Below are 11,240 nucleotides of genomic sequence, written 5' to 3' on the forward strand. Positions count from 1 at the left end.
CCGGCATTGCGCCGGATCGTGAAGGCATGTCACACAACGTCCTGCACTCGCCGGTCCTCTGGGTGATCCTCGGATGCGAGATCGGCTTCTGGGCGCTGGTGATCGGCGGTCTGTCCGTGCGCTACATGCTGCGGCGCCGACGTCCCTCGACGGTGATCCTCGCGCTGGTGCCCGTCGTCGATGTGGTCCTGCTGATCGCTGTCGCCGTTGATCTTTCGCACGGCGCCGAGGTGACGATCGTGCATCGGCTGGCCGGGATCTACCTGGGCGAGACCGCCGCCTTCGGGCACAGCATCGTCGCGTGGACGGATGCGCGCTTCGCCCACTGGTTCGCCGGGGCGAAAGCACCACCGCGACCACCGCGATCCGGACCGGCCGCATTTCGGCACGAGTTGCTCGCGTTCGGGCAGTGGCTGATCGCCGCCGCGATCGCCACGGGCGCGATCCTGGTTCTCTCGGTCACCGTTGCCTCGGCACAGCAGGCCGATGATCTCCGCGGCATCTTCCCGATGCTCGGGGTGGTCACCGTGATCTGGTTGCTCACCGGGCCGGTGTGGACGCTCTTCGATGCGCGCGACGACGCCGACGCCCGGCACCGCTGACCGACTTCGCCGACCCTCAGGGCCGCACCGGCGGATTGCCCAGCTGCGCCTGGAACAGGGCGGCGATGTTGTTGCCGACCAGGTTGACGAAGGGCCGCCAGTTCTGCGGATCGAGTGTCATCGACCCCTGATCGCTGGTGGAGCATCCACGCGCGGCGGGTTTGCCGTCGAGTCGCTGCTGCATCCAGACCATCGCCGGGGCGAAGCCCACCACCGCCAGCGAGATGTGCTCGCTGAAGTGGTCGCGCACGTAGCGCACACGTGCGTTCGGGTCGGCGCAATAGGTCGACACGAGCTTGTTGACCGGTCCGACCGGGGCGATCCAGTCCGGGTTCGACTGGTAGACGAACATCGGGAAGTCCGGAACCGTCTTGCCCATCTTCAACTGGTCCAGCACTTTTCGCGGTCCCGGCGCGTCGAGTGGATCACCGGGCCCGGGGAACAGGCCCTTGATGTTGACGAACGGGGCGAGCGCCGCCTGATAGGACAGGCAGAGCGGATTCTTCCCCGCGATCAGGGCCCGGCCCAAGGGGTTGATGTGCTGATCGAGGAAGTGGGCCAGCTCTGGGTACTCGCGACTGACGCCGATGATGCCGGCCATGATCAGACCCGAGGCCGCATTGTTGTTCGCCAGGTCGACCAGTGCGCGGATGTTGGCCGGCACCCCGCCCTCGGCGGCGCCGACGATCGGCAATTCGGGTGCATACGACTTGTGCAGTTCCGACGCCCATCCGGTCGCGATGGCGCCGCCGGAGTAGCCCATCAGCCCGACGCGCAGATCGGGCTTGAGCCCGAGCGGGGCGAAGTTACGCGCGCCACGGATGCCGTCGAGGGTGATGCGGCCGGCCAGTGGACCGGCGGCGAACGCCGAATCCGGGCCCTCATGATCCGGGATGACCACCGACCATCCGGCGGCGACGAGCGAGGTGATCTGGAGCAGTTCATAGGTCGAATCCGCCGACCCGGTCAGCTGGCCGGGGATCGACGCCTGCTGCATCGCATACGACGGTGCGCAGTACTGCGCGGTGGAGTCCTCGGCCGACTGCCACGACACGAGCTTCGACGGGCCCGGGTGAACGGGTCCGCGCGGCTTGATCAGGGTGGCCACCGCCGCGATCGGCTGGTTGCGCGTGTTGGTCGAGCGATACGAGATCTGCCAGGCGTCGACGTTGATCGGGGCCACCGACAATGCGGCCAGATTGACGCGCCGCGCCGAGATCAGCTCACCCGGCGCCTTGGACGCGACCACCGATGCGGGTGGCTGGTAGAAGCCCTTGTCGAACTCCGGGATGGCCGGCGGGACCGGAAAGGGCAGCGCCGGTGCGACCCGGACGCCGCTCGTCGCGGGTGCTGTCGGGGCGGCGGCTGCGGTGCCGGCGACGAACGCGGTGGCCACCGGGGTGGCGATCAGTGTGCCCGCCAGCAACGCGAATATTCGATACCGAAGTCTGCCCATGGATCCCCGACGCATCTACTGTCACCTTTCCCATATGTGAGACGCAGGTGTCTCACACCGTGGGTGAAGGTACACGGTTGTGGCACGGGACACAACCGGCGGACTCGGGTGACGCGTATCCCGTACTGCTCAGATGTCTCCTACTGCTCAGATGTCGATGAAGGCGACGAGGATGTCGGCGAGCACGTCGACGACGGTCTCGATGTGGTGCGGTTCGGGGGTCAGGCTCCACCGGTGGATCACCGCGGTGAGTGCGCCGACGAAGCCCGTCGCCAGCTCGGCGTCGCGCGGCCCGGGTTCGCGGCCGGCGAACTCGCTCATCCCGGCGACGAAGAAATCCATCCATTCCGCACGCGAGTCGAGTCGATGCTGCTCGACGGCCGGACTCACACCGACGATCTGGACGAAGGACACCTCCGCCCGACGGAAATCCGATCCCACCGACTCGACGTAGGCGCGCATCGCCACCGTGGCCAGATGTTTTCGATCACCAGAAGCGCTGTCGCCCAACGCTTGTGCCACGGCAGTGCGGGCGTCGCCCTGGATCTCGTCATACAGTGCGATCAGCAGCGACTCGCGGTCGTCGAACAGCTCGTAGAACTGCCGGCGCGACAGGCCCGCCGCCTTGCAGATCGAGGTCACCGACGACGATGTGTAGCCGGCGGTCGCGAATTCGGCGAGCGCGGCGTCGAGGAAGCGTCGACGCCGTTCGGCCAGCCGGTCGGCGACACTGCGGCCACCGTAGCGGCGCGCCGGTCCTGTCATCTCCTTCGAGGTTCCCACGTCACGCGAGACCGGCATGTCACTCGAGATGTTTCGACCGCAACTCGTGGCCCTTGGACGTCAGGCAGCGCCCGGTCGGCAGATCCCATTGCCAGCCATGCAGATTGCAGGTCAGCTTCTCGCCCTCGATCACGCCGAACTTCGACAGGTCGGCCTTCAGGTGCGGGCAGCGGCGTTGGATCTCCCAGCCGTCCTTGGTGATCGACGACGAGTCGTCGTGCGCTTCGGCAAACCAGCCGTCGGCGTAGGCGATCCGCTCGTCGGTGAGGCATTTGAAGAACGTGTAGAGGAATTCGTTGTAACCGCCGATCCGCCAGGTGGTGAACCGGGTGGACAGGAAGATGGTGTTGACCCAGTCGGGCTCCTGATCGCGCAGCACCGTCCGCACCAATTCGGTGGCGATGCGGAAACCGTAGCGGTACTTGCCTTCTCCTTCTTTCGGTTCCCGCACGATGCGGTTCGGGAAGTCGAGGACGACGGTCTCGGTGGCCGACTCGGGGGTGTTCTTGCCGGCGCCACCGGGAGCCATCACCAGGCCGACCGGGTAGCCGATGCCGTCGCAGATGAGATCCGACGCGCCCATGATCGGTTCGAAGAGTTCCTTGAGTGCCGGCAGCAGCGGATCCCCCTCGGCCGGGGCCCAGGTCGCCTTGTCGGCGGCGATGACCGGGGTGAACTTCTCCTTCATGCGCTCCAGGTACGCCTGCTTGTTCTCGCCGAAGACCTCGTGGGGCGCATAGGGGTGGGTGATCTCGTCGAGCGCCGAACCGGTGAAGCCCGCGACCGACCCCGACACCATCAGCAGACCGCGATGCTTCTCGCCGTCGTCGGTGCCGTGGATGCGCATCTGCTCCAGGAAGGTCTCCTGGTCGGGGAAGATCGACGTCACATCGCCCGGGCGGGGATTCTCCGGCGAGTCGATCCCGGAACCGAAGTCGTTGAGCGCGAACAGGTCGTCGTCGAGGAACATCGGCGGCCCGGCCGACGGCACCACCCAGGTGGCATCGACCTGCTCGATGTAGGAGCGGGCCCGGTCCATGCCGCGCTGACGCTTCTGCGCGGCGAAATTGGCCTTGGACTTGCGGGGGATGTCGTAGACCATCGGGTACCAGATCGCCCCCGAGTACTGCAGCAGATGTACGTCGACGCGGCCGAACTGCTCGGCGATGACGTCGAGATCGATCGGCCGGGCGTCGTTCATGTTGAACACCACGGTCTCGCCGTCGTCGACGACGAGACCAGAATCGCCGATCGGTCCGTCGGCCGGGGCGCGCAACGCGATGATCATCACGTCGAGGGAACCCTTGGGGCCCTCGACGGTGATCTTCTCCGAGTCGGTGGTCTCGACGAACTTGGTGAAGCCCAGCTTCTCCAGCTCCCGCTTGAGATCGGGCACCGGGTAATCCGGCAGCAGCACCGTGGCGTCCTTGCTGACGTTGTCACGCAGGTTCGCCTCGTCGAAGTGATCACGATGCAGATGCGAGACGTACAGGTAGTCGCACTGGCCCAGACTCTTCCAGTCCAGCTCCGCATTGTCGGGAAACGGCACCCAGGAGGCAAAGTACGCGGGGTTGGTCCATGGGTCGCAGAGGATCGACCCGGCCGTGGTCTGGATGTGGAATCCGGCGTGACCGATGCTGGTGATCTGCACGTTAGGCCTTTCCTGACAGGTGCGCGCGCGGCGCGCGCGGGCGGAGCATTCGACACACCAATCTATCGGCCCGGCGCACCGGGCGTCGTGGGCCGTCGGTCCCGACCGCGCGAATCCGGCCAGTGGCGCGGTGTCGGCGCCGGCCCCCGCATCAGACGTGTCGGGACCCCAACCGCGCGGGCGTGGCAATAGTCGGCGAGGAATGCCGGGTCGACGGGGGTTCGGAACCGAGATCGAACGGTCCGCTGACTGAATCTGGGGACGTTCGGGCCCCGAGCAGGTGTGGAATCCGCGGGCTGCGGGTAGTTCGGACACGATCGAGAACGCTCAGCGAGTGGAGGACGCCATGGCGCCGATAGATGTCGGGACCGGCCCGCATTCTGGTACTGCGGGGTGCGGCGATCCGCGCGTCCTGCTGACCAGTTGGGCGGCCTTCCGGCACGGCGAGGCGACCGCCGGGGATGTGCTGGCGGTGTCGCGCATCGACGCGGCGCTGACCGCGCAGGGCGTCCCGCACGATGTCTGCTGGAGTCCGGGGTTCCGTCCGGGCGCGCTGTCCTTCGACGACGTCGACCCGGGGCGCTACACGCACGTGGTCTTCATCTGTGGTCCGGTCGCGGGCCGCCAACTCGAGTGGCTGCACCGGCGTTTTGCCCACTGCCGCCGCATCGCGGTCGGGGTCTCGGTGCCCGACCCGCACGATCCGGCCGTCACCGGATTCGATTCGGTCCTGCCCCGCGACGTCACCATGACCGCGGCCGATCGACCGCCGCGGGTGGACCTCGCGTTCTCCGCGAGCACGGCCGAGGTGCCCGTCGTCGCCTGGATCCGGGCGCCCGGGCAGGCCGAGTACGGCAAGCGCGGCCGGCACGAGGAGGTACATGAGGCCATCGAGGGCGCGCTCCGGGAGCGAACCTGCGCGGTACTCGAATTCGACACGCGGCTCGGGCCGGACGCCCAATTCCGCGACCCCGACCAGTTCTGTTCGGCCATCCGCCGGGTGGACGCGGTGGTCACCACCCGGCTGCACGGACTGGTCCTGGGGTTGCGGGCGGGCGTGCCGGTGGTGGCGGTCGACCCGGTATGTCACGGCGCCGGGAGCGAAGCGAGCGGGCCGAGATGTCACGGCGCCAAGGTGACTGCGCAGGCGCGGGCGCTGCATTGGCCTGCACTCATCTCGGCCGAGACCAGGCAGCAACAGGGGAGTGAGTTCGACCGGTGGTTCGCCTGGTGTCTGTCGGCGGAAGGTCGCGCCGCGGCGCGTGCCGTCGCCGCCCGGGCGCCGACCGATCAGGCCGATGAGCTCGTCGGCGAGGTGCTGCGGACGGGCGCTAGGGTCTAACCATGGAACCCGTGTACGGCACCGTGATCACCGCAGCCCGGCTGCTGTGGCTGGCCGAAGGTCTGAAGTTCAAGGTCTCCGGAGTGGGTAACGTCCCGAAGAGCGGGCCGGGAGTCGTCGCCATCAACCACACCGGCTACCTCGATTTCACCTATGCCGGTATCCCCGCGTTCTTGCAGGGTCATCGCTATGTGCGTTTCATGGCGAAGAAAGAGGTCTTCGACAACAAGTACTCGGGCCCGATCATGCGGGCGCTCAAGCACATTCCTGTCGACCGGGCCGACGGCGCGCAGAGCTACCACGACGCCGTCGACTACCTCAAGCAAGGTGAGCTGGTAGGCGTCTATCCGGAGGCGACGATCAGCCGCAGCTTCGAGCTCAAGGAATTCAAATCCGGTGCGGCCCGGATGGCCTTGGAGGCGCACGCCCCGCTCATCCCGACCGTCATCTGGGGTGCGCAGCGGGTGTGGACCAAAGGTCACCCGAAACGTCTGGGACGGACCGGTTACCAGATCATGATCGGGGTCGGTGAGCCGATCGAACCGGTCGGTGACGCCGACACCCTCACCGCGCAGCTGCACAAGGCGATGAGCGAGAAGCTCCTGGAGTTGCAGGACGCCTATGGCGAACATCCCCAAGGGGAGTTCTGGGTGCCGGCGCGCCTCGGTGGGTCGGCACCGACGCTCGAGGAGGCCAACCGGCTCGACGCCGAGGAGCAGGCCGCCCGGGCCGCCCGCCGCGCCGCGCGGCCGCGGCCCGCCGGCGCCCCGGACGAGCAGTAGTTCACCAGGTTTCGCACCGGCTATCTGTGTACCGGCTATCTGGGTGCCGCGATACCGAACGCGTCCCGGGCGAACGCCACAAAGGCCGTCACCGCGGACCAGACCGGCGATCGCATCCGGCGACGTCGCCTCGATGCCGATGCGTAATTCACCGCATGCCCGGTCGACGACGGTCCGGATGGGCGACGGCGGCGAAATACTCGAGCTGACGCCGTCCTGGCGTATCCGCCGGGACAGGTGACCACCGGCCGCGACGCGATCCGCGAACTGTGGGCGCAGGTGCCGGCCCATCGGCCGACCTTCATTCCCGAAGAACCATTCCATCAGCCCGAGTTCGTGCCGCCCACCGGATAGGGCCGGACGCGGCGGCCCCGATACTCTTGCCGGATGACCAACGCGGATTCCGAACCGGTGTTCCGGGCCCTCGAGATCGTCGCGAACACGCTCGTCCGGGCCCAGAAGGTCGGCATCGGGGTCGCACCCGACGCCGACGTCGACAAGCAGGCAGCGGCGCGCGGCCGGAGGGCACGCCGGTGACCGCGTCCGGTGGTGTGCATCCGGAATCCCTTGCCGCCCCGACGCTGATCGCCAGTGACGTCGACGGCACCTTGATCGACGACGAGAACCGCGTGTCGGCCTACACCCAGTCGATCCTGGCCAATGCACGCGATGCCGGCGCGGAGTTCGTGCTGGCGACCGGCCGCCCGCCGCGCTGGATCGCCGAGATCACCGACCAGTTCGACCCGTCGCGGGTACGTATCCGACATGCGGTGTGCGCCAATGGCGCCATCGTCTACGACGTCGAACATGATCGGGTGCTGTCGGCGGCGACCCTGGCCCCCGAGGTCCTCGCCGAACTCGGGGCCATCGCGACGGCGCAGATCCCCGGGTGCGGGATCGCCGCCGAGCGGGTGGGCCGCTCCGCGCACGATGCGGCCACCCCGCCGTTCGTCGCGACCTCCGGCTATCAGCATGCGTGGCTCAATCCCGATCACGTCGAGGTCGGCGACGACGAGATCTACACCGAACCCGCCGTCAAGCTGTTGATCCGAGCCCCCGGAATGCCGAGTTCGGAGATGGCGCAGCGTATTTCGGCTCCGATCGGCGATCTGGCCGAGGTGACCTTCTCCACCGAGAACGGTCTCGTCGAACTCTCGCTGCCCGACACCCACAAGGCATCGGGGATACGAAAGCTGTTGGAGCACACCGGGGGCGACGGGTCATCGACAATCGCATTCGGTGATATGCCCAATGATGTCGAGATGCTCACCTGGGCGAGTCACGGTGTCGCCATGGGGCATGCGCATCCCGCCGCGCTCGCCGCCGCCGACGAGGTCACCGTCGGCAACAACGAGGACGGTGTGGCGCGGGTGTTGGCACGCTGGTTCGGGTAAGCGCCGACGCCGGGTCAGCCGAGGCCGTGGTCAGACGAGGCCGGGCGCCGACAGCAGGGGCGCAACCTCGCGAACGAAATCGACTGCGGCTCCGGGGTTGTTGTGCGCGAACTTGACGAAGAATCCGTCGCAGGCCCGATCGCCGACCCACGCGTTCATCACCGCCGCGACGTCGGCGCCGGTACCGCTCACCGACAGATGTCCGTCGCTGCGGGCGGGGGTGGGCGCCTCGCCGCCGGTGTCGTGCACCGTGGTGAAAATGGTTGGGATGAAGCAGATGTCGTCCGGGTCGCGGCCGGCTGCGGTGGCCCGTCGGCGCAGTTCTCGGCGACACGCCTTGGCGGCCTGCTTGGTCGGCGCCGCTCCGAGCGCCACATCGGCATATCGGGCGGCAAAGCTGCGCCCGGCCGGTGTCGTCGCGGCGTGCACCAACAGCGGGCGATCATCTCCCCAGCGGTCGAGGAGATCGTCGACGACGGGTTCGGCCGGATCGGCCGCGGTGACGATCTCCCACCCGATCCTGCCGTTCGAGAGCGACTGCAGCGTGGTGAACTGGTCGTGAAGTTGCGCGCCGGACGCGTCGACCGTCGAGGCGGCGACCACGACGGTCAGATCCGGCAACTCGGCCACGATGGCCGCGGCAAGGGTGGATGGCTCGGCAGCACCGATCTCGTCGGTGAGGCAGGCGGCGAAGAAGCCACCGCACGGCAGGTGGGAGGCGAACTCCAGGTAGGAGTCCGGGTGGCCGTCGAAGACGGGAATATCGGCCAGCAGCAACGGTATTGGCGTCACCAGAGGTCCTCCACGCGACATCGGTCCGGACGGTCGGCGCCGACGAAGACCGGCACCGCGCCCTGGGGTCCGGCGGGCACGGAATCGGGCGCCCGCGAGGTCAGCAGCGACGTGACCACGCCGATCGCCTCGATGCGACGGCGCGGATCGGGATCGGCGGGACTCCACGCGATCCGCCCGGCCGAGAGCTGGTCGAGTTGGGCGAGGCGTCGCGCGAGCGGATACGGACGCCACGTATCCAGTCCGACGACGACCCCGATCCGGGTGAAGGCGGTCGCCACGGCGATCGCCGCGGCCACCACGAACGGGTCGACGCCGGCGCCGGGCTGTGGGTCGACAACGAGCGACGCCGTCCCGTGGCGGTCCGCGTCGCGGGCGAGGGCGAGGGCCCCGCTCACTCCGGTGACGTCGGCGATCCGCAACACCATCGAGCGCGCATCGATGACGGGGTCGCAGACGGGCTGCGGCGCCAAGTCAACCCAGCCCGAGCGCGAACGCCCCGATGTAGGCGCGTACCGCATCGGAGTTGGGCGGATGGAAGCTGCCCGCACGGACGTCGCGATAAAGACGTTCGAGTTCGTTGCGACGGTGCAGCGCACCGGCGCCGGCGATCTCGAGTGCGAGCTCGGTGACGGTGCGCGCCACGCGGGTGCCGTTCTCCTTGGCCGCGAACAACCGCAACAGGGTGCGGTCGCCGAGATCTTCGCCGGCCGTCAGCGACGTGGTCAGGTCATCGAGTTGTCCGGTGACGGCCTCGAGTGCGAGTTCGGCCTCGGCGACGTGATACTGCGTGAACGGCTTGTGCGCCACCGACTGTCCGCCGAGGGACAGCGCGCTGCGCGCCGACGCCGACGCGATCGCCAGATCCAGTGCGCGACGGCCGATCCCGAGGTAGACGTTGCCCAGAAGTGGTAGCACCCAGGGGAAGATCCCGGCCACATACCCGGTCGGCGGCTGCCCGAGGTCCACGATCCCGACGGTGCGTTCGGCGGGGACGAAGACATCCTCCAGCAGGGTGTCGTGGCTGGCGGTGGCCCGGACCCCGAGGGTGTCCCAGGTCTCGACGGTCGACACGCCGGGCTCGTCGCGGCGGATGAAGGTGTGGACGATCTTCGGGTGTTGCGGGTCGGAGTTGTCTCGGGCGTGCACGCCCAGCCAGTCCCACGCCGGCGACAGCGAGGTGAAGATCTTGTGTCCGGTGAGGCGATAGCCGCCCTCGACCGGGATCGCAATCGTCGTCGAATCGTCGATGACGAGGTCGTTGCCGGGTTCGCCGTGTCCGGCGGCGACGACCTTGCCGTCCGCGATCTCCGTTGCGAGCCAAGCATTCTCGGTGTTGCCGGCGTTGAGCTGGTCGGCGAGCGGGCCGGTCCAGTACAGGTGCATGTTGATGCCGAGAGCGGTCGCCGGCGCGAAGGTGGCCAGGCGTCGCTGCTCGGCGTTGAGCTGGTGTAGGGAGAGTCCGAGACCGCCGTGATCGACCGGAAGTGCGGCACGCAGATATCCCAGCTCGATGAGGTCGGCGAGATCGTCGGCGAAGAAGGTGTTCTCCCGATCGTGGACGATCGCGCGCTCGCGGAATCGCTGGAGTGTGTCGGTGGGGATGAGCCAACCGGTTCTCGACGGCGGGGCAAGGTGAGTCATGACGTGCCTTCCGGTGGGGCCGGGCATCGGATCAACTGCGACGGAAGTGTGGCCCGGACGTCAGATCGACCGTAGAGCTGCCGTCACGAGTCGCCGAGGATAAGAACCGGCACGATGTGAACTCGACCCAGGTGCGGCGATGGTGTAGGAACGCCGCGGACCTCTTGTGATCCGAAATTCGTCAAAAGTATTTTCGATCGATGGTTGCCGACCGGATAGATCGGGCGTAGACTCGAACGCACCAGCGACGAACTGATGTTTGATCGCATTCACTTTGGTCGTATTCACTGGGGGGTGACAATGACAACGATCGACCTGCCGGCTCTTGCGCTTCCGCAGCTCGCACCGGATGAGCAGGCCACGTTGTTGCATGCCCTTCTCGATCAGATGGCTGCGACGGATCTGTCGCAGTGTTCGGATGAGTCGTTGTTGGAGGTCGCGGCAGCCAATGAACGGGCGATCAACAAGCTGACGTTTCAGGGTGACCGGCAGATCGTCGAGTTATCGGACCGGAATGCGTAGCGCCGGTTCGGGTTTCGGTCGGTGCTCGACATGCTGGTCGTCGGTTTACGCGTGTCGGAGCCGATGCGCCGCCGCAAGCAGATGACCGCCACCGCCACCTATCACGGGTTGACCGGCGAACCCCTCGCCCCGAAGTACCCCACGTTGGCGCAGGCGTTCGCCGAGGGTGCGGTCGGGCCCGCACATTCGCGGGTGGTGATCGACGTCCTCGACGACATCCCGCACCAGGTCGACCACGACATCAAGGTCAACGCCGAAAAGCAGATGGCCGA

General features: G+C 67.6%; 12 protein-coding genes and 2 pseudogenes. 8 read left to right on the top strand and 6 right to left on the bottom strand.

Going from position 1 to position 11,240, the window contains the following annotated elements:
• Nucleotides 1-26: 26 nt before the first annotated feature.
• Complete coding sequence (locus tag ACPXB3_RS18465) at nucleotides 27-602, top strand: hypothetical protein (protein WP_425703999.1); 576 nt, start codon at nucleotides 27-29, stop codon at nucleotides 600-602.
• Between the two features lie 16 nt (nucleotides 603-618).
• Here the strand turns inward: ACPXB3_RS18465 and ACPXB3_RS18470 are convergent, their stop codons facing one another.
• The 3 genes from ACPXB3_RS18470 to ACPXB3_RS18480 all read right to left on the bottom strand — a co-directional run bounded on the left by ACPXB3_RS18470 (nucleotide 619) and on the right by ACPXB3_RS18480 (nucleotide 4,492).
• Nucleotides 619-2,073: a lipase family protein gene (locus ACPXB3_RS18470; RefSeq protein ID WP_425703998.1), complete on the bottom strand. Its 1,455-nt coding sequence runs from the start codon at nucleotides 2,071-2,073 to the stop codon at nucleotides 619-621.
• A 132-nt stretch (nucleotides 2,074-2,205) separates the two neighbouring features.
• Nucleotides 2,206-2,823 carry a TetR/AcrR family transcriptional regulator gene (locus ACPXB3_RS18475; protein ID WP_425703997.1) on the bottom strand — a complete coding sequence of 206 codons (618 nt, stop codon included), beginning with the start codon at nucleotides 2,821-2,823 and terminating at the stop codon, nucleotides 2,206-2,208.
• A gap of 37 nt (nucleotides 2,824-2,860) precedes the next feature.
• Nucleotides 2,861-4,492 carry a Rieske 2Fe-2S domain-containing protein gene (locus ACPXB3_RS18480; protein ID WP_425703996.1) on the bottom strand — a complete coding sequence of 544 codons (1,632 nt, stop codon included), beginning with the start codon at nucleotides 4,490-4,492 and terminating at the stop codon, nucleotides 2,861-2,863.
• A 346-nt stretch (nucleotides 4,493-4,838) separates the two neighbouring features.
• Here ACPXB3_RS18480 and ACPXB3_RS18485 point away from each other — a divergent pair, with 346 nt between their 5' ends.
• The 5 genes and pseudogenes from ACPXB3_RS18485 to ACPXB3_RS18505 all read left to right on the top strand — a co-directional run bounded on the left by ACPXB3_RS18485 (nucleotide 4,839) and on the right by ACPXB3_RS18505 (nucleotide 8,010).
• Nucleotides 4,839-5,834 carry a polysaccharide pyruvyl transferase family protein gene (locus ACPXB3_RS18485; RefSeq protein WP_425703995.1) on the top strand — a complete coding sequence of 332 codons (996 nt, stop codon included), beginning with the start codon at nucleotides 4,839-4,841 and terminating at the stop codon, nucleotides 5,832-5,834.
• 2 nt (nucleotides 5,835-5,836) lie between these two features.
• Nucleotides 5,837-6,616: a lysophospholipid acyltransferase family protein gene (locus ACPXB3_RS18490; RefSeq protein WP_425703994.1), complete on the top strand. Its 780-nt coding sequence runs from the start codon at nucleotides 5,837-5,839 to the stop codon at nucleotides 6,614-6,616.
• Between the two features lie 207 nt (nucleotides 6,617-6,823).
• Nucleotides 6,824-6,934, top strand: a pseudogene (locus tag ACPXB3_RS18495) (DUF4440 domain-containing protein); the annotation flags it as partial.
• Nucleotides 6,935-7,003: 69 nt separating this feature from the next.
• Nucleotides 7,004-7,153: a hypothetical protein gene (locus ACPXB3_RS18500; RefSeq protein ID WP_425703993.1), complete on the top strand. Its 150-nt coding sequence runs from the start codon at nucleotides 7,004-7,006 to the stop codon at nucleotides 7,151-7,153.
• A complete protein-coding gene (locus ACPXB3_RS18505; protein WP_425703992.1) occupies nucleotides 7,150-8,010 on the top strand; it encodes an HAD family hydrolase in 861 nt (286 codons plus the stop codon). The genes ACPXB3_RS18500 and ACPXB3_RS18505 overlap by 4 nt, the downstream gene beginning before the upstream one ends.
• Before the next feature lie 30 nt (nucleotides 8,011-8,040).
• Here ACPXB3_RS18505 and ACPXB3_RS18510 read toward each other — a convergent pair whose 3' ends face one another.
• Genes ACPXB3_RS18510 through ACPXB3_RS18520 form a run of 3 tightly spaced genes read right to left on the bottom strand, consistent with a single transcriptional unit; the run spans nucleotide 8,041 to nucleotide 10,446 of the window.
• A complete protein-coding gene (locus ACPXB3_RS18510) occupies nucleotides 8,041-8,802 on the bottom strand; it encodes an LLM class flavin-dependent oxidoreductase (protein ID WP_425728968.1) in 762 nt (253 codons plus the stop codon).
• Nucleotides 8,799-9,275 (bottom strand): LLM class flavin-dependent oxidoreductase, encoded by a 477-nt coding sequence (locus tag ACPXB3_RS18515; RefSeq protein ID WP_425703990.1) that lies wholly within the window; start codon nucleotides 9,273-9,275, stop codon nucleotides 8,799-8,801. Before ACPXB3_RS18515 ends, ACPXB3_RS18510 begins: the two co-directional genes overlap by 4 nt.
• Before the next feature lies 1 nt (nucleotide 9,276).
• Nucleotides 9,277-10,446: an acyl-CoA dehydrogenase family protein gene (locus ACPXB3_RS18520; protein ID WP_425728970.1), complete on the bottom strand. Its 1,170-nt coding sequence runs from the start codon at nucleotides 10,444-10,446 to the stop codon at nucleotides 9,277-9,279.
• Nucleotides 10,447-10,746: 300 nt separating this feature from the next.
• On the opposite strand from ACPXB3_RS18520, the gene ACPXB3_RS18525 reads away from it, so the two are divergent.
• Nucleotides 10,747-10,968: a hypothetical protein gene (locus ACPXB3_RS18525; RefSeq protein ID WP_425728972.1), complete on the top strand. Its 222-nt coding sequence runs from the start codon at nucleotides 10,747-10,749 to the stop codon at nucleotides 10,966-10,968.
• Between the two features lie 21 nt (nucleotides 10,969-10,989).
• A pseudogene (locus ACPXB3_RS18530) lies at nucleotides 10,990-11,240 on the top strand (HNH endonuclease); the annotation flags it as partial.

It is taken from the genome of Gordonia sp. DT219 (genome assembly GCF_049847065.1).
GTDB lineage: Bacteria > Actinomycetota > Actinomycetes > Mycobacteriales > Mycobacteriaceae > Gordonia.

Coding starts and splice junctions, on each gene's coding strand:
- ACPXB3_RS18525 (WP_425728972.1), top strand. CDS start 10,747: ATGACAACGATCGACCTGCCGGCTCTTGCGCTTCCGCAGCTCGCACCG.
- ACPXB3_RS18470 (WP_425703998.1), bottom strand. CDS start 2,073: ATGCGTCGGGGATCCATGGGCAGACTTCGGTATCGAATATTCGCGTTG.
- ACPXB3_RS18520 (WP_425728970.1), bottom strand. CDS start 10,446: ATGACTCACCTTGCCCCGCCGTCGAGAACCGGTTGGCTCATCCCCACC.
- ACPXB3_RS18485 (WP_425703995.1), top strand. CDS start 4,839: ATGGCGCCGATAGATGTCGGGACCGGCCCGCATTCTGGTACTGCGGGG.
- ACPXB3_RS18500 (WP_425703993.1), top strand. CDS start 7,004: ATGACCAACGCGGATTCCGAACCGGTGTTCCGGGCCCTCGAGATCGTC.
- ACPXB3_RS18475 (WP_425703997.1), bottom strand. CDS start 2,823: ATGACAGGACCGGCGCGCCGCTACGGTGGCCGCAGTGTCGCCGACCGG.
- ACPXB3_RS18490 (WP_425703994.1), top strand. CDS start 5,837: ATGGAACCCGTGTACGGCACCGTGATCACCGCAGCCCGGCTGCTGTGG.
- ACPXB3_RS18465 (WP_425703999.1), top strand. CDS start 27: ATGTCACACAACGTCCTGCACTCGCCGGTCCTCTGGGTGATCCTCGGA.